This is a genomic window from Pantoea sp. YU22 (assembly GCF_003970755.1).
Taxonomy (GTDB): domain Bacteria; phylum Pseudomonadota; class Gammaproteobacteria; order Enterobacterales; family Enterobacteriaceae; genus Pantoea; species Pantoea piersonii.
The window spans coordinates 85318-102624 of the sequence record NZ_RYDU01000009.1; the positions used below are offsets into that span (position 1 = coordinate 85318).

The window sequence follows — 17307 nt, forward strand, 5'->3', positions numbered from 1 at the left end:
AAGGCAAAAAAAATCAGGCCCGCGGGCCTGATTTCATTAAGGGAAAGGCAGTTTACATCAGCGGCTGAGCCATCTGCACCAGCGTAATCAGCGGCTGCGGATAAACGCCGAGCAGCAGCACCAGAATCGCTGAAATCAGCACGACCACGCCGCCCGCGGTAAACGCCCAGTTAGCTGGCGTATCGCGCGTATGCAGCTCCGGCGGGCTGAGATAGAGGCTCACGGTCACGCGCAGGTAGTAGTAGAGGCCGATGGCGCTGCCGATAACCACGGCTGCCGTCAACCACCACAGGTGCGCATTGACGCCTGAAGCGATAACGTAAAACTTGCCGATAAAGCCGAGCGTCATCGGAATGCCCGCCAGCGACAGCATCATCACCGTCATCACTGCCGACAGCACAGGACGGTGCCAGAACAGGCCGCGATAGGAATAGAGCGAGTCAGCATCCGGGCCGCGGTAAGGGCTGGACATCAGGCTGACGACGCCGAACGCGCCGAGGCTGCTGAACAGGTAACCCGCCAGATAGACGCCCGCGGTCTCCAGCGACAGCTGATGGGTTTTCACCGCAATCAGCGCCACCAGCAGGTAGCCGAGATGCGCGATAGAGGAGTAACCCAGCAGACGTTTGATATTGCTCTGCGAAATCGCCATCAGGTTGCCGAACAGAATCGACACGAAAGCGATCAGGCCCAGCACAGTGCGAACGGCTTCGCTGTCGGTCAGCGGCGCGTACATAAACAGACGCATGATGACGCCGAAAATAGCGATCTTGCTGGCGGTTGCGAGGAAAGTCGATACCGGCGCAGGCGCGCCCTGGTAAACGTCCGGCGTCCAGAGATGGAACGGCACCAGCGACAGCTTAAAGCCCAGCCCGATAATCATCATGCCCAGACCAACCAGCAGCAGCGGCTGTTGGATCATGGTGTCGTTCAGGCTCTCTCCCAGCTTAACGAAGCTCAGGCTGCCGGAATCGGCATAGATCAGCGCGATGCCGAACAGCAGGAAAGAGGAGGCGGCCGCCGACAGAATGGTATATTTCAGCGCCGCTTCTAAAGAACGTTTCTGACGGAAGGCGTAGCCAATCATACCGAACAGCGGCAGCGACAGCAGCTCGACGCCGATAAACAGCGACGCCAGATGGTTAGCGCTGGCCAGCACGATCCCGCCCAGTGCCGCGATCAGCACCAGCAGATAGAACTCATCCTTGTTGTCCGGGAAACCGGCCAGCCAGGGATAGGCGAAAGTACAGGTCGCCAGGCTCGCCAGGATCACCAGCGCGGTATAGAACACAGCGTAAGGATCGACCCGCAGCAGCGGCGTCACGTCCATTGCGCCGGCGTGCGCCACATACCAGAGTGAAACCAGCGCCAGGTTCAGACCAATGACCGTCAGCGTGGCGTTAACAAAGTGGTTGCGTCGCCAGGCAATGGACAGCATCACAACTACCACCGTCAATCCGACGATCAACAGCGGCAGTAGCGCGATCAATTGTTGAAAAGTTATTGTCATGGCGAATTACGGCCTTGTAGTTGAAATTGAAGCGGTAAACCACTGCTGAATATTGCTCATGGCGGCATGGGACGTATCCAGAATCGGCTGTGGGTAAACACCCAGCAGCACCAGCAGAACCACCAGCACCATGATCATCGTGAATTCACGCGGCGACATGCCCGGCAGCGGATCTTTCGATTTCGCTTCGCCGTAGTAGGCGCGCTGCATCATGATCAGCGAGTAAACCGAGGCGAAAACCAGGCCGAAAGTACCAATCACGATAATGACCGGCACCACCTGGAAACTGCCCGTCAGGATCATAAATTCGCCCGCGAAGTTGCCGGTACCCGGCATCCCCAGGTTTGCCACCGCAAAGAAGAGCGACAGGCCCGGGATCCACTTAATGCGCGACCAGAGGCCGCCCATCTGACGCATATCGCGCGTATGCAGACGCTCATAGAGCTGACCGCACAGGATAAAGAGCGCGGCGGCGGAGAGGCCGTGCGCAATCATCTGCACGACTGCGCCCTGGAAGGCGAGCTGGCTGCCGGTATAGATGGCGATCAGCACAAAGCCCATATGCGAAATCGACGTGTAGGCGATCAGGCGTTTAATGTCGGTCTGCGAGAAGGCCATCCACGCGCCGTAGAAGATGCCGATAATGCCCAGCCACATGGCGATCGGGGCAAACTCCGCCGAAGTGTTGGGGAACAGCGGCAGGCTGAAGCGCAGCAGACCGTAAGCTGCGGTTTTCAGCAGGATCCCCGCAAGGTCCACCGAACCGGCAGTCGGCGCCTGGCTGTGTGCGTCAGGCAACCAGCCGTGCAGCGGCACCACCGGCATTTTTACCGCGAAGGCGATAAAGAAGCCCAGCATCAGCAGATATTCCACCGTGTGCGACATCGGCGTTTTCAGCAGTTGCTCGTAGTTAAACGTCCAGACGCCGGTCGCGTTATAGTGCACGAACACCAGCCCCAGAATCGCAATCAGCATCACCAGACCCGAAGACTGGGTATAAATGAAAAACTTGGTGGCTGCGGTGATACGGGTTTTGCCGTCGGATGCCTTATGACCCCAGAGCGCGATGAGAAAATACATCGGCACCAGCATCATCTCCCAGAAGAAGAAGAACAGGAACATATCGATAGCCAGGAAGACGCCGATGACGCCGCCCAGGATCCACATCAGGTTGAGGTGGAAAAAGCCCTGATACTTTTCGATTTCGTTCCAGGAACAGAGCACCGCCATCAGGCCGAGCAGGCCGGTCAGCACCACCATCAGTAGCGACAGACCATCCAGCGCCAGATGGAAATTGATGCCGAAACGCGGGATCCAGGTGGCGGAGAACTCCGACTGCCACTGCGGCATACCCGCTGCCTGCGTCAGTGAATAGCCGCCCTGCAGCCAGAGCTGCAGCGAAATCGCCAGCGTCAGGCCCATGGTAATCAGGGCTATCCAGCGCGGCGTCTTCGCGCCAAGGCGCTCAGCCAGCCAGCAGAGTAAACCGCCGACGAATGGAATGATTATTAGCCAAGGTAATAGCACTGAAGTCTTTCCCTTATATGTCCTTTTTATGGGCTATTCAGCTTGCCCTCTTTGCCGCCGACAGCGCTCGCAATCTTTACGTAGTTAACTACGTTCCGGTTGCTGCGTGCTGTCGACGTCAAAACTGGCTGCGCCGATAACGCTCACTACTCAGGCACTTTTTGCATATCCGATGAGATGAAAATCTTTCATCCCGCTCATCTTTTAAACCACCAGCATCAGCGCCAGCACCACCACGGCACCCACGCCCATTGAGGCGACATACCAGCGCAGATAACCGTTTTCGCTGACCACCAGACCTTTATTGGCGATACGCGACACCAGCGCGGGCAGGTTCATCACCGCATTCAGCGGATCGCGCTGCAACAGCCAGGCGATACCGAGATAAGGTTTGACGAACACTTTGTCATACAGCCAGTCGAAGCCCCATGCGGCAAACCACCAGGTGCCGAAGAAACGGCCCGGAGCGCTGTTGGCGACGCGGCTGACCAGCTGGCGTTTGCCCAGCCAGAGCGCAGCAGCGATCAGGATGCCCACCACAGCGACCACGCCAGAGGCGATCTCCAGTCCGACCTTGCCCGCTTCGCCCGCTTCACCTTGCGGCAGTACGCCAGCCAGCGGCGGGGTAATCAGCGCGCCGACGAAGGTCGACAGTACCAGCAGCACGATCAGCGGCAGATGATGAGTGATACCTTTACCCGCATGCGCGTGGATCTTCTCTTCGCCGTGGAACACGATGAAGATCATGCGGAAGGTGTAGATTGAGGTCAGGAAAGCCCCCACCAGGCCAGCCACCATCAGATTGATGTGGCCGTTCGCCAGCGCGCCGAACAGAATTTCATCTTTACTGTAGAAGCCTGCCGTAATCAGCGGTAGCGCAGCCAGCGCGGCACCGCCCACCAGGAAGCAGACATAGACCAGCGGGATGCTCTTACGCAGGCCACCCATTTTAAAGATGTTCTGCTCGTGATGGCAGGCAAGGATCACTGAACCCGATGAGAGGAACAGCAGCGCTTTAAAGAACGCGTGCGTCATCAGATGGAAAATCGCCGCGTCCCACGCCTGTACGCCGAGCGCCAGGAACATGTAGCCGATCTGGCTCATGGTCGAGTAGGCCAGCACGCGCTTGATATCGGTCTGCACCAGCGCGGCGAAGCCCGCCAGCACCAGCGTAATCGCGCCGACGATACCAACCAGATGCAGGACTTCCGGCGTCAGCAGGAACAGGCCGTGGCTGCGGGCGATAAGGTAGACGCCCGCCGTTACCATGGTTGCGGCGTGGATCAGCGCCGATACCGGAGTCGGACCGGCCATCGCGTCTGCCAGCCAGGTCTGCAGCGGCAGCTGCGCGGATTTACCTACCGCGCCGCCCAGCAGCATCAGCGTCGCCCACTGCAGCATATGGTTATCCGCCGCGAAGTGCTGCGGCGCCAGTTCCATCATTTCGCGGAAGTTGAGCGTACCCAGTTCGTTGTAGAGGATGAACAGTGCAAAAGCGAGGAAGACGTCGCCGACGCGGGTGATGATAAAGGCTTTCATCGCCGCTTTGCCGTTTTCCGGATTGCTGTAGTAGAAGCCGATCAGCAGGTATGAGCAGAGCCCTACCCCTTCCCAGCCGAGATACATCAGCATCAGGTTATCGGCCAGTACCAGCACCACCATGCTCGCGATAAACAGGTTGGTATAGGCGAAAAAGCGGGAGTAGCCCTCTTCGCCGCGCATATACCAGGAAGCGAACATATGGATCAGGAAGCCGACGCCAGTCACCACAGAGAGCATGGTGAGCGAAAGTCCGTCCAGCGTCAGGTTGACCTTAATGTCGAAATTACCGACCTGCATCCAGGTCCAGAGCGCCTGAGTAAAGGGCTGCTGACCATTAGCAAAGAAGTCAATGCCGACATAGAGCGTCACCAGCGCCGCCAGGCCCACCGAGCCCATGCCGATCGCAGCCGACAGGTTCTCCGACCAGCGACCACGGGAAAACGCCAACAGCAAGAAGCCGATCAGCGGAAACAGGATTGTTAAATAGAGAAGATTCATCCGCGCATCTCGCTCACAGTATCAATGTTCAGCGTCAGACGACGACGATAGAGCTGGAGCAGCAGCGCCAGGCCGATGCTGGCTTCCGCCGCCGCAAGGCTGATCGCCAGGATATACATCACCTGTCCATCCGCCTGTCCCCAGTAGCTGCCCGCCACAACGAGCGCCAGCGCGGCCGCGTTGATCATAATCTCGAGGCCGATCAGCATGAACAGCAGGTTGCGACGCAGCACCAGTGATGTCAGTCCAAGGACAAACAGCACGGCGGCCAGAATTAAGCCGTGTTGTAACGGGATCATGCGTGCTCCTCCTTATTGGCGTCACGATTGCTCACCACTTCGCCCTGACGCTCTTCGCGTCCAACGTGGAACGCTACGACCAGACCCGCCAGCAGCAGCATTGAGGCGAGTTCCACCGCCAGGACGTAAGGGCCGAACAGGCTGATGCCTACCGCTTTGGCGTCGATAACCGTGCCATCGATGCCCTGATCGTTAGCGGTCAGAATGGCATAGACCATGACCACCAACAGCAATAGCGAAACGATGCCAGGACCAATCCACAGCGAAGGCTGCAGCCAGTCGCGCTCCTGCTTCATCGTGGCGTTGCCCATATTGAGCATCATCACCACGAAGACGAACAGCACCATAATGGCGCCGGCGTAGACGATGATCTCCAGCGCGCCGGCGAAATAGGCACCGAGCGAGAAGAAAACGCCTGCGACGGAGAGCAGCGACACGATCAGATACAGCAGCGCATGCACCGGATTGGTGTGGGTGATGACGCGCAGCGTCGTCAGCACCGCCACCAGACCGCAAAGATAAAACGCAATTTCCATGCCGGGCTCCTTAAGGTAACAAACCTTTGACGTCGATGGGTTTGGCTTCGTTTTCGGCGTCGCCCTTATCTTTCCCTTCGATCGCCATACCTGCCATGCGGTAGAAGTTGTACTCGGGATATTTGCCCGGACCGGAGATCAGCAGATCTTCTTTTTCATACACCAGATCCTGACGCTTGAACTCACCCAGTTCGAAATCGGGCGTCAGCTGGATCGCGGTAGTCGGACAGGCCTCTTCGCACATCCCGCAGAAAATGCAGCGCGAGAAGTTGATGCGGAAAAATTCCGGGTACCAGCGGCCATCTTTGGTCTCTGCTTTCTGCAGCGAAATACAGCTGACCGGACAGGCCACCGCACAGAGGTTACAGGCTACGCAGCGCTCTTCGCCGTCGGGATCGCGCGTCAGCACGATACGACCGCGATAGCGCGGCGGCAGATAGACCGGCTCCTCCGGATACATCTGAGTTTCGCGTTTGGCGAAGGCATGCATGCCTATCATCCAGATACTGCGCACTGTCGTGCCGAAGCCAACGACAATATCTTTTAAAGTCATCTCAACACCTCTTACTGCGCGTTGTACAGAATCACTGCGGCGGTCGCCAGCAGGTTCAACAGCGTCAACGGCAGACAGACTTTCCAGCCGAACGACAGCACCTGGTCATAGCGTGGACGCGGAAGCGCAGCACGAATCAGGATAAACATCACCATAAAGAACGCCGTCTTCAGGGCGAACCAAATGAACGGCGGCAGGAACGGGCCTTGCCAGCCGCCGAAGAACAGCGTCACGATCAGCGCTGATACGGTGGTGATAGCCACATACTCGCCCACGAAGAACAGACCGAACTTCATCCCGGCATATTCGATATGGTAACCGTCCGCCAGCTCCTGCTCCGCTTCCGGTTGGTCGAACGGGTGACGGTGACACACCGCCACGCCCGCGATACAGAAGGTCAGGAAGCCGAAGAACTGCGGAATGATGTTCCACAGATGCGCCTGGCTTTCAACGATAGCGGTCATATTGAATGAGCCCGCCTGCGCCACCACGCCCATCAGCGACAGACCGAGAAACACTTCATAGCTCAGCGTCTGCGCGGAAGCACGCATCGCGCCCAACAGTGAGTATTTGTTATTGCTCGACCAGCCGGCGAACAGCACCGCGTAAACCGCCAGACCCGCCATCATCAGGAAGAAAAGCAGCCCGATGTTAAGGTCAGTCACCATCCAGCTCGGCGACACTGGCACGATGGCGAACGCCAGCAGCAGGGAGACGAACGCAATGACCGGCGCAAGCGTAAAGATAAAGCGGTCGGTAAAGGGTGGAACCCAGTCCTCTTTAAAGAACATCTTGATCATATCCGCAGCGAGCTGCAGCGAACCGCCCCAGCCCACGCGGTTCGGCCCGTAGCGGTTCTGCCACAGACCGAGCAGGCGGCGTTCGGCGAAGCTCATAAACGCGCCGCACGCCACTACGACCAGCAGAATGACGATCGCCTTCACCACGGTCAGAATGATGTCGATAACGTCCGGTGTTAACCAGCTCATTGCGCCGCCTCCTGCAGTTTGTCAATGTGCGCGCCCGCCAGGAACGGCGGAACGCCCGGCATACCCAGCGGCAGGCCTATCTGACCCGGCTGCAGCGCGCTGGAGAAGCGCACCGGCAGACGCAGGGTCTCGCCTGAACAGGTGAACTCAACGGCCGTGCCTTCATTCACGCCCAGCTTCGCCGCATCGCTCTGATTGATCACCAGCATCGGTTGCGGCATACGTTTCTGGAACACCGCCGAACGCTGGGTCATCTCTTCGCTACCGAACAGCTGGTAGTAAGGCGCGACACGCCACTGCTCGCCGCCAACAAACGCGGTCGGGACCTCAGTGAACCACGGCAGCGACGCATCGCCTGCTTCGAACAGACGCACGCCGGGATCGCCGTTGCGCAGCTTGCCGCCCACTTCGGCCTGGAACTTGTTCCACGCCTGCGGGGAGTTCCAGCCTGGCGCCCAGGCGAAGGGGATTTGCGAACGCGGCGCGCTCGGCTGGTTGTTGCCTTCCATCGAGAAGGCAAACATGCTGTCCCGATCCTGCGGCTGACGCGGCTCGTGCACGCTGATATTGGCGCGCGCGGCGGTACGTCCGCTGGAGCGGTTTGGCGAGCGGGCCAGTTTTTGTCCGCGAATGCGGAAGCTGGCGTCCGGCGCGGCTTCTTTAATGCCTTTCAGCTGCGGCAGCTTCGCCACCACGGCGTCGATGACGTGATCAAGCTGCGTCCAGTCGGGATGGCGGCTTTCCAGCGTGCTGTGCAGCGAGTGCAGCCAGCGCCAGCTCTCCAGCATCACGATGCTGTTGTCGTAGTAAGCCGGATCGTAAACCTGGAAGAAGCGCTGCGCGCGGCCTTCATGGTTGATCGAGGTGCCGTCGCTTTCGGCGAAGCTGGCGGTAGAGAGCACCAGGCCCGCTTTCTCCAGTGTCGCGGTGCGCTGATGATCGACCACAATCACATTCGTGGCGTTAGCCAGCGCGGCATCTACCTGCGCTTTCGGCGCATGACGATAGAGATCGTTCTCCAGCACCACCACCGTATCCGCTTCGCCGCTGCTCAGTTGTTCCAGCGCGCTGTCGAGCGTGTTGCCGCCCATCAGGCCCAGACCCATGCTGTTTGCCGCACCGGCCAGCAGCGTAATGCCGACCTCGGCGCCGCGCACCTTCAGCGCTTTAGCGACGTTCGCCGCCGCTTCGATCATCGCCGTGCTGCCCGAGTGGGTACCGGAGATAATCAGCGGTTTTTTCGCACCGGCCAGCGCCTGCACCACGACGTCCAGCTTGCCGCTAAGGCTGCTGTCGAAATCGCTGACTACCGGCGCACTTTCATCCAGCGCGCTGGCGATGGCGAAGCCGAGACGCGCCTGATCTTCCACCGGCGCGCGATAGCTCCACGCGGCGATATCATCAAGGCGGGTTTCGTCGACGTTAGTGACGAACAGCGGATGTTTAGCGTGCTGACCGATATTAAGAATGGCGGCGATCTGCCAGTCGGCGACTTTCTGCGCCGCGGCCATTTCGCGCGCTTTGCCTTTTACCGCCTGACGCACAGAGAGCGCCACGCGCGCGCCGACCTGGGTCAGATCTTCGCCCAGCACCAGCACAGCGTCATAGCTTTCCATTTCGCGCAGGGACGGCGTATAGATGCCGCTTTCGCGCAGGATTTTAAGCATCAGTTCCAGACGCGCCTGCTCCCCCGCCGGCATGCCGGTAGAGAAGTTTTCCGCACCCACCAGCTCACGCAGCGCAAAGTTGCTCTCTACGCTGGCGCGCGGGGAGCCGATGCCGATAACGCGCTTCGCCTGACGCAGGACGTCAGCCGCCGCGTTAACCGCCTGCTCCGCATTCAGCGTGACCCAGTCGTTGCCGCGCAGCAGCGCAGGATGACGAGGACGATCTTTACGGTTGACGTAGCCGTAGCCGAAACGGCCGCGGTCGCACAGGAAGTAGTGGTTTACCGTACCGTTGTAGCGGTTTTCGATACGACGCAGTTCGCCATAGCGCTCGCCGGGGCTGGTGTTACAGCCGACGCTGCACTGCTGGCAGATGCTCGGCGCGAACTGCATATCCCATTTACGGTTATAGCGCTCGGAGTGCGTTTTGTCGGTGAAGACGCCGGTCGGGCAGATCTCCACCAGGTTGCCGGAAAATTCGCTCTCCAGCGTGCCCTCCTCCGGACGGCCGAAGTAGACGTTATCGTGCGCACCGTAAACGCCCAGATCTTTGCCGTCGGCATAATCTTTGTAGTAACGCACGCAGCGGTAGCAGGCGATACAGCGGTTCATTTCATGAGAGATGAACGGGCCGAGATCCTGATTCTGGTGGGTACGTTTCGTAAAGCGGTAGCGGCGGAAGCTGTGGCCGGTCATCACCGTCATATCCTGCAGGTGACAGTTGCCGCCCTCTTCGCAGACCGGACAGTCGTGCGGGTGGTTGGTCATCAGCCACTCCACCACGCTTTCGCGAAACTCTTTCGCTTCGCCGTCGTCAATAGAGATAAAGGTGCCGTCGGAGGCCGGCGTCATGCAAGACATGACGAGACGGCCGCGGGTATCTTCGGCATTCTGGAATTGCTTCACCGCACACTGGCGGCAAGCCCCAACGCTTCCCAGCGCCGGATGCCAGCAAAAATAAGGAATATCAAGGCCCAGAGAGAGACACGCCTGCAGCAGGTTGTCCGCTCCGTTCACATCATATTCTTTACCGTCTACATGGATTGTAGCCATAGTGAACATGCTTCCGTAAGGCTCGTCAGAGACGAGCGTTAATCATATTCTTGCCCCGGTTTTGGGGCAGCGGCGCAGAGCCGGTTCCGTGTGCTGCGGCGAATTACCAGCGTGCTTTCAGCAGGTTAGGCTGAATACCGCCAATTGCGCGCGTATTGCCGAAGACCTGCGGCGCAATGCCGGCTTCAAACTCTTCACGGAAATATTTAATGGCGCTCTGCAGCGGCTCCACTGCGCCGGGCGCGTGGGCGCAGAAAGTTTTGCCTGGACCAAGCTGGCGGCAAAGCTGCTGCAGGGTTTCGATATCGCCCGGCTGCCCTTTGCCCTGCTCCAGCGCGCGCAGGATTTTCACACTCCACGGCAGGCCGTCGCGGCATGGCGTACACCAGCCGCACGATTCGCGCGCGAAGAACTCTTCCAGGTTGCGCACCAGCGACACCATATTGATCTCGTGGTCAACGGCCATCGCCAGCGCCGTACCGAGGCGGCTGCCTGCTTTACCAATGCTGGCGAACTCCATCGGCAGATCGAGATGCTGCTCGGTCAGGAAGTCGGTACCCGCGCCGCCCGGCTGCCAGGCTTTAAAGCGCAGACCGTCGCGCATGCCGCCTGCATAATCTTCCAGGATTTCACGTGCGGTAATGCCGAACGGCAGTTCCCATACGCCTGGATTTTTTACGCGACCGGAGAAGCCCATCATTTTGGTGCCGGCATCGTCGCTTTTCGACAGGCCTTTGTACCACTCGACGCCGTTGGCCAGGATCGCCGGTACGTTGGAGAGCGTTTCCACGTTATTAACGCAGGTCGGCTTGCCCCACACGCCCGCACTCGCCGGGAACGGCGGCTTGGAACGCGGGTTGGCGCGACGACCTTCAAGCGAGTTGATCAGCGCCGTCTCTTCGCCGCAAATATAGCGGCCCGCGCCGGTGTGTACGATCAGCTCGAAGTCGAACCCGGTGCCGAGAATGTTTTTACCGAGGAAGCCCGCTTCGGTCGCTTCCGCGATGGCGCGACGCAGATTCACCGCCGCTTCGATATACTCGCCGCGCAGGAAGATGTAGCCGCGATAGGCTTTCAGCGCGAAGGCGCTGATCAGCATGCCTTCCACCAGCTGGTGCGGCATCTGCTCCATCAGCAGGCGGTCTTTATAGGTGCCCGGCTCCATCTCATCGGCGTTACACAGCAGGTAACGGATGTTCATAGATTCGTCTTTCGGCATCAGGCTCCACTTCAGACCAGTGGAGAAGCCTGCGCCGCCGCGCCCTTTCAGGCCCGAATCTTTCACCGCCGCGACAATTTCGTCCGGCGCCATGCCGTTCAGCGCTTTTTCCGCGCCCGCATAGCCGTTTTTACTGCGATATTCTTCGAACCATACCGGCTGTTGGTCATCGCGCATGCGCCAGGTGAGCGGATGCGTTTCCGCAGTACGAATGATCTGTTTGATGGTCATTGATACTGCTCCAGTAATGAGGCGATGCCTTCCGGCGTCAGATGAACGTGCGTATCTTCATCCACCATCATGGTCGGGCCTTTGTCGCAGTTGCCCAGACAGCAGGTCGGCAGCAGCGTAAACCGGCCGTCCGCCGTGGTCTGGCCAGGCTTGATATTGAGATTCTGCTCCAGCGCCGCCTGAATGCCCTGATAGCCGGTGATGTGACACACTACGCTGTCGCAATAGCGGATAACGTGACGGCCGACCGGCTGACGGAAAATCTGGCTATAGAAGGTGGCGACGCCTTCGACGTCGCTCGCCGGAATGCCCAGCACCTCGGCGATAGCGTGGATGGCGCCGTCCGGCACCCAGCCGCGCTGCTTCTGCACAATCTTCAGCGCCTCAATCGACGCCGCGCGCGCATCTTCATAGTGGTGTTTTTCGTGCTCGATAGCGTGATGCTCTTCCGCGCTCAGCACGAAGACCTCGTTCGGGTCGATCGTATGAATGGCAATTTTTTGATCGTGCATAATTAGCGGTCCACGTCTGACATAACAAAATCGATACTACCGAGGTAAACGATCAGGTCGGATACCAGGCTGCCGCGGATCACCGACGGGATCTGCTGCAGGTGCGGGAAGCTCGGCGTGCGCACGCGGGTGCGATAGCTCATGGTGCTGCCGTCGCTGGTCAGGTAGTAGCTGTTGATCCCTTTGGTCGCCTCAATCATCTGCAGCGATTCGTTGGCCGGCATAACCGGGCCCCATGAAACCTGCAGGAAGTGAGTGATCAGCGTTTCAATGTGCTGCAGCGTACGCTCTTTTGGCGGCGGTGTGGTCAGCGGGTGATCCGCCTTGAACGGACCTTCCGGCATATTGTTCAGGCACTGCTCAAGTATACGCAGCGACTGCCACATCTCTTCCATCTTCAGCTGTACGCGCGTGTAGGCATCGCTGATGCCAGCTCCAACCGGAATTTCAAAGTCGAAGTTTTCATAACCTGAATAGGGACGCCATTTACGCACGTCGAAATCCAGGCCGGTGGCACGCAGCGCGGCGCCGGTGGTGCCCCAGGCCAGCGCCTCTTCCATGTTATAGGCGGCAACGCCTTTTGAACGGCCGACCAGCACGCTGTTGCGCAGCGCCGCTTTGTCATACTCTTTCAGGCGCTTCGGCATCCAGTCGAGGAACTCGCGCAGCAGGCGCTCCCAGCCTTTCGGCAGATCGTGCGCTACGCCACCGATGCGGAACCAGGCCGGATGCATACGGAAGCCGGTAATGGCTTCAACCACGTCATAAATCTTCTGGCGATCGGTAAAGGCGAAGAAGACCGGCGTCATCGCGCCGACGTCCTGAATAAAGGTCGAGATGTAGAGCAGATGGCTGTTAATGCGGAACAGCTCAGAGAGCATGACGCGAATAACGTTGACGCGATCCGGCACCACGATGCCAGCGAGTTTTTCCACCGCCAGCACGTAAGGCATTTCGTTTACGCAGCCGCCGAGGTACTCCACGCGATCGGTATAGGGAATATAGCTGTGCCATGACTGGCGCTCACCCATCTTCTCCGCGCCGCGGTGGTGATAGCCGATATCCGGCACGCAGTCGACGATCTCTTCGCCGTCCAGCTGCAGAATAATACGGAAGGCACCGTGCGCCGACGGGTGGTTCGGCCCCAGGTTGAGGAACATAAAGTCCTCGCTGTTGGTGCTGCGCTTCATACCCCAGTCTTCTGGCTTGAAGGTCAGCGCCTCCATCTCCAGATCTTCTTTCTGTTTGGTGAGCGTAAAGGGGTCGAACTCTGTGGCGCGCGCCGGATAATCTTTACGCAGCGGATGCCCTTCCCAGGTCTGCGGCATCATGATGCGCGTCAGGTGCGGGTGGCCATCAAAGGTTACGCCGAACATCTCCCAGGTTTCGCGCTCGTACCAGTTGGCGTTCGGGAAGATTTTCGTCAGCGTCGGCAGATGCAGATCGTTCTCCGACAGCGCCACCTTGAGCATGATGTCGCGATTACGTTCGATCGACAGAAAATGGTAGAAAACGGAAAAATCCGCGGCGGGCAGACCGGCGCGGTGGGTACGCAAACGCTCATCCATGCCATGCAGGTCATAGAGCATGACGTAAGGTTTCGGCAGTTTACGCAGGAATGTCACGATCTCCAGCAGCTGCTCGCGCTTTACCCAGACCACGGGAAGGCCCGTGCGGGTAGGCTGAACGGTAAAGGCATCCGGCCCAAAACGGTTACGCAGCTCGCCGATCACCGGGTCATCCAGGTGATCCCGGGTTTGCCATGCAGGCTGAGCGAGATCGTGCGTGGTTAAATCTGTCATACGTTACTCACCATTCCGGCCTGTCGCCAGGCACTCAAAAGAAGGCGTCAGGATGGGGCCGCGCATTAAATTGTGATGTTTTGCCGCGGCCGTGGAATCCATCCATGTACGGTGTTCTTACACTTCGTCAGGGGTGCGAAGATTAGTGACGGCGATGCGCTCGCCGCGTTTTCTTTCACGTTCCGACTGCATATTGGCGCGATAAACGCCCTGATCGCCAACGACCCACGACAGCGGACGGCGCTCTTTACCGATCGACTCGCGCAGCAGCAGCAACGCCTGCATATAGGCTTCAGGACGCGGCGGGCAGCCGGGAATATAGACATCGACCGGCAGAAACTTGTCCACGCCCTGCACCACGGAGTAGATGTCGTACATGCCGCCTGAGTTAGCGCAAGCGCCCATCGAAATCACCCACTTCGGCTCCAGCATCTGGTCGTACAAACGCTGAATCACCGGCGCCATTTTGGTAAAGGGCGTACCGGCGATCACCATAAAGTCCGCCTGACGCGGCGAGGCGCGCATAACTTCCGCACCAAAACGCGCCACGTCGTGCACGGCGGTAAAGGAGGTGGTCATCTCTACATAGCAGCAGGACAAACCAAAGTTATAGGGCCACAGGGAATTCTTACGGCCCCAGTTCACCATGTCATGCAGGGCATGCTCGAGCTTGCCCATGTAGACGCTGCGATGAACGTGCTGCTCAAGGGGATCGGTTACGATCTCCTGTTTTTGCAGAGGGTAACGGTCGTTCTCACCACCGTTGGGGTCTATGCGGGTGAGCGTATAGTCCATCAGATTGCCTCGCTTTTACTGCTTATGAGGGTTGGTGTGACCGATCGGGCTGGATTTGACCACCACGCGACGGCGTGCAGGCGCCCAGTCCAGCGCGCCGATACGCACCAGATAGACCAGCCCCGCCAGGAGCACCAAAATGAAAATTGCGGCTTCGACAAAGCCGACCCAGCCGCTTTCGCGAATAGAGGTCGACCATGCGTATAAAAAGAGCGCTTCCACGTCGAAAATGACGAAGAACATGGCGACGAGGTAGAACTTCGCCGACAGGCGGATATGGGTGTCGCCAACGGATTCGATACCAGATTCAAACGGCGTCTCTTTATAGCGAGCGCGGGCGCGGCCGCCTAAGAGCCATCCTCCGGCAAGCATAAAGGCGCAAAGGCCGAAAGCGATAATGACAAATATGATAAACGCCCAGTGGTGAGCGACGACTTCGGTGGCTGTTGACATACTCTTTGCTTACTCATCAAAAGTGGCGATGGCATCCTGCGCAGGTCACTTGCAGCAAACGCACCACATCGATTTAAGGGAAGGAAAAAAACCTTATAAATTATGCTGTCATTATCAATTAGGCAGCAATTTTATGGGGTCTTTTACTCCTTTCTATAACCTTTTGTCAACTTTGACAAAAGTATCCAAACATTATTTTACACGCGCATCAAAATTTTAACATATGATGCGCGCGATGCCAGCTAAATCGCTTCAGTCTGTATGGGCTTTTAGAATATAGCTGGAATGCAAATGCATGGATCGTGCATTTATCCGACGTATTCTGGCAGGCTTTAACGAATTTTCCTTCCCCTTGTCAGGGTTATTTTTTTGATCCAGGACACAAAACCCGCCTTTTTGTCCTTTTTTTCAGCATATGTTGCGCAAATACGGAACAGGCCTTTCAAATTTTCAGACAAGAAATTCCATTATTTACTTGACTGAAATGTGGTGTTGTTTTGTTGAGGGGTTAAAGAGAGACTAGCAGGTGAAGCGGTAGTACGCGTTCGTTTTAAATGAATAAAAAAAAGCCCTTCGATGCGTAAGCATAACGAAGGGCTTTTTTATTACAGTTTGCCTGACTGACCGCGAGATTAAAAAGAAACCGGCAATGTTGTCTGCGGGTTACTCTTCATCATCGAGCAACAGCGTCCCGTCCGGGTTGGCACTCAGATTGTAGGGATCGTTGGTGGACTGCATGGCGTTGAAAATCGCCAGCGCCAGCTCGTTATCGCTGTCAGGATTGCGGCACAGCAGATATTGCGTATCCGGCAGCACAGGCAGGCCTTCCGCCGCGCCCATTACGCGCAGTTCAGGACTCATCATCTCCACCGGACGCGCAGTGACGCCCAGCCCCGCTTTCACCGCGGCGCGGACTGCAGCGAGCGTAGAGGCGACGTAAGAGATACGCCATGGAATGCCCGCCTCGTTGAGGTGATCGATCGCCATATCGCGGTACGGGCTGGGTTCATCCAGCAGTACCAGAGGAATCGCTTCGCCGCGCTGAAAAATATAATCCGCCGCGCAGTACCACAGCGTGGGCGACGTACGCAGCACCTGATGAGTAAAGCTGCCGGGACTTGAGGTCGTCACAACCAGATCGACTTCGCCCTGGTTCAGCATCTCCATCATAAAGGGGTTACGTTTTACACGGACATCGATCGCCAGCTTCGGATAAACCGAGGTTACGCGGTTCAGCAGAAACGGCAGGATGGTGTCAGAGGTGTCATCTGAAGCGCCGATGGTCAGTACGCCCTGGATGTTGCTGTACATCAGCGATGTACAGGCCTCGTCGTTGAAACGCAGGATTTTCCTGGCGTAGCCTAAAAGCTGAATACCATGCTCAGTTAATAATTTATTACGTCCATGTCTGGCAAACAGCTCTTTACCTACCAATTGCTCCAGACGTTGCATCTGCTGGCTGACGGCTGACTGGGTTCGGCACACAGCGGCAGCGGCGGCCGCAAAGGTGTTCAGGTCCGCAACGGCAACAAACGTTCTCAGCAGATCGAGGTCGAGATTCAGTATCGGACGATTTGCATTAGTCATGTTTTCTTCACTTATAAGATTTTTAAAAAACTACTACCCTGGTGTTATTACGCTACTTATCAAAGAGATAAGCGGTAATGATGCTCATTGCCGGCCCTGTGTTAGACCGCCAAAGAAATTCGTGTCAGACGTATACCGACAAACGCGCATCCCGAAACAGCGGGAAGGCAGCGTTAAGTAGACAGAAACAACTTCTGGACCGACAGCGCGGGAGCGCAAATGCAGGAAGCTGCGTTGGTGTCTAGGGTTCCGTACCTTCAGCGGACGGAAAAAGCCAGCTACCGGATTATGAATTGCGTAGCGGCTAAATGCGACAAATAATAAATTATACTTAATCATTTTTACGTTCAAAATGGAAATGATTTTGTGAAAAGCATCGTAATTTTTGACCAGATCGCATTTCAAGCCCATCCTGGCATATCGCTGTTCAACTTTTAACCGCCCTGTTTCTGAAAAGCGAGATAAAGTGCGAAGATAGGCCTTAAATACCTTTTATTGGGTAAGCAATGGACCTTTCGCACAGGGAACTTTTCC

Annotated in this window: 14 protein-coding genes; all 14 read right to left on the reverse strand. The window is 57.5% G+C overall.

All coding sequences use genetic code 11. The annotated features are described in order from the left end of the window. Positions 1–52: 52 nt before the first annotated feature. Positions 53–1510 (reverse strand): NADH-quinone oxidoreductase subunit NuoN, encoded by a 1458-nt coding sequence (gene nuoN, locus EKL29_RS14115; RefSeq protein ID WP_126690007.1) that lies wholly within the window; start codon positions 1508–1510, stop codon positions 53–55. 6 nt (positions 1511–1516) lie between these two features. Continuing rightward, positions 1517–3037, reverse strand: a complete 1521-nt coding sequence (nuoM, locus tag EKL29_RS14120; protein ID WP_126690008.1) for an NADH-quinone oxidoreductase subunit M — start codon at positions 3035–3037, stop codon at positions 1517–1519. Between the two features lie 204 nt (positions 3038–3241). After that, positions 3242–5077 carry an NADH-quinone oxidoreductase subunit L gene (gene nuoL / locus EKL29_RS14125; protein WP_120453096.1) on the reverse strand — a complete coding sequence of 612 codons (1836 nt, stop codon included), beginning with the start codon at positions 5075–5077 and terminating at the stop codon, positions 3242–3244. Next, positions 5074–5376: an NADH-quinone oxidoreductase subunit NuoK gene (gene nuoK, locus EKL29_RS14130; protein WP_120453094.1), complete on the reverse strand. Its 303-nt coding sequence runs from the start codon at positions 5374–5376 to the stop codon at positions 5074–5076. Before nuoK ends, nuoL begins: the two co-directional genes overlap by 4 nt. Further along, positions 5373–5912 carry an NADH-quinone oxidoreductase subunit J gene (nuoJ, locus tag EKL29_RS14135; protein WP_120453092.1) on the reverse strand — a complete coding sequence of 180 codons (540 nt, stop codon included), beginning with the start codon at positions 5910–5912 and terminating at the stop codon, positions 5373–5375. The genes nuoK and nuoJ overlap by 4 nt, the downstream gene beginning before the upstream one ends. Positions 5913–5922: 10 nt before the next feature. Beyond that, positions 5923–6465 carry an NADH-quinone oxidoreductase subunit NuoI gene (nuoI, locus tag EKL29_RS14140; RefSeq protein WP_120453090.1) on the reverse strand — a complete coding sequence of 181 codons (543 nt, stop codon included), beginning with the start codon at positions 6463–6465 and terminating at the stop codon, positions 5923–5925. A gap of 11 nt (positions 6466–6476) precedes the next feature. Further along, positions 6477–7454, reverse strand: a complete 978-nt coding sequence (nuoH, locus tag EKL29_RS14145; RefSeq protein ID WP_033750471.1) for an NADH-quinone oxidoreductase subunit NuoH — start codon at positions 7452–7454, stop codon at positions 6477–6479. Then, positions 7451–10174 (reverse strand): NADH-quinone oxidoreductase subunit NuoG, encoded by a 2724-nt coding sequence (nuoG, locus tag EKL29_RS14150; RefSeq protein ID WP_126690009.1) that lies wholly within the window; start codon positions 10172–10174, stop codon positions 7451–7453. The genes nuoH and nuoG overlap by 4 nt, the downstream gene beginning before the upstream one ends. Positions 10175–10277: 103 nt before the next feature. Then, on the reverse strand, positions 10278–11618 hold the full coding sequence (gene nuoF / locus EKL29_RS14155) for an NADH-quinone oxidoreductase subunit NuoF (RefSeq protein ID WP_179256397.1): 1341 nt from the start codon (positions 11616–11618) through the stop codon (positions 10278–10280). Between the two features lie 2 nt (positions 11619–11620). Then, positions 11621–12136, reverse strand: coding sequence for an NADH-quinone oxidoreductase subunit NuoE (gene nuoE, locus EKL29_RS14160; RefSeq protein WP_120453084.1), 516 nt, complete (start codon positions 12134–12136; stop codon positions 11621–11623). Positions 12137–12138: 2 nt separating this feature from the next. Then, on the reverse strand, positions 12139–13938 hold the full coding sequence (gene nuoC / locus EKL29_RS14165; protein ID WP_120453082.1) for an NADH-quinone oxidoreductase subunit C/D: 1800 nt from the start codon (positions 13936–13938) through the stop codon (positions 12139–12141). A 117-nt stretch (positions 13939–14055) separates the two neighbouring features. Further along, positions 14056–14733: an NADH-quinone oxidoreductase subunit B family protein gene (locus tag EKL29_RS14170; protein WP_120453080.1), complete on the reverse strand. Its 678-nt coding sequence runs from the start codon at positions 14731–14733 to the stop codon at positions 14056–14058. Between the two features lie 15 nt (positions 14734–14748). Beyond that, positions 14749–15186 carry an NADH-quinone oxidoreductase subunit A gene (locus EKL29_RS14175; RefSeq protein ID WP_120453078.1) on the reverse strand — a complete coding sequence of 146 codons (438 nt, stop codon included), beginning with the start codon at positions 15184–15186 and terminating at the stop codon, positions 14749–14751. Between the two features lie 663 nt (positions 15187–15849). Next, positions 15850–16773: a transcriptional regulator LrhA gene (gene lrhA / locus EKL29_RS14180; protein WP_033791641.1), complete on the reverse strand. Its 924-nt coding sequence runs from the start codon at positions 16771–16773 to the stop codon at positions 15850–15852. Positions 16774–17307 lie beyond the last annotated feature (534 nt).

Excerpts from the sequence above, each read along its gene's own strand:
- nuoN (WP_126690007.1), bottom strand. The coding sequence starts at position 1,510 with ATGACAATAACTTTTCAACAATTGATCGCGCTACTGCCGCTGTTGATC.
- nuoG (WP_126690009.1), bottom strand. The coding sequence starts at position 10,174 with ATGGCTACAATCCATGTAGACGGTAAAGAATATGATGTGAACGGAGCG.
- lrhA (WP_033791641.1), bottom strand. The coding sequence starts at position 16,773 with ATGACTAATGCAAATCGTCCGATACTGAATCTCGACCTCGATCTGCTG.
- nuoE (WP_120453084.1), bottom strand. The coding sequence starts at position 12,136 with ATGCACGATCAAAAAATTGCCATTCATACGATCGACCCGAACGAGGTC.
- nuoC (WP_120453082.1), bottom strand. The coding sequence starts at position 13,938 with ATGACAGATTTAACCACGCACGATCTCGCTCAGCCTGCATGGCAAACC.
- nuoH (WP_033750471.1), bottom strand. The coding sequence starts at position 7,454 with ATGAGCTGGTTAACACCGGACGTTATCGACATCATTCTGACCGTGGTG.
- nuoJ (WP_120453092.1), bottom strand. The coding sequence starts at position 5,912 with ATGGAAATTGCGTTTTATCTTTGCGGTCTGGTGGCGGTGCTGACGACG.
- nuoK (WP_120453094.1), bottom strand. The coding sequence starts at position 5,376 with ATGATCCCGTTACAACACGGCTTAATTCTGGCCGCCGTGCTGTTTGTC.
- EKL29_RS14175 (WP_120453078.1), bottom strand. The coding sequence starts at position 15,186 with ATGTCAACAGCCACCGAAGTCGTCGCTCACCACTGGGCGTTTATCATA.
- EKL29_RS14170 (WP_120453080.1), bottom strand. The coding sequence starts at position 14,733 with ATGGACTATACGCTCACCCGCATAGACCCCAACGGTGGTGAGAACGAC.
- nuoL (WP_120453096.1), bottom strand. The coding sequence starts at position 5,077 with ATGAATCTTCTCTATTTAACAATCCTGTTTCCGCTGATCGGCTTCTTG.
- nuoI (WP_120453090.1), bottom strand. The coding sequence starts at position 6,465 with ATGACTTTAAAAGATATTGTCGTTGGCTTCGGCACGACAGTGCGCAGT.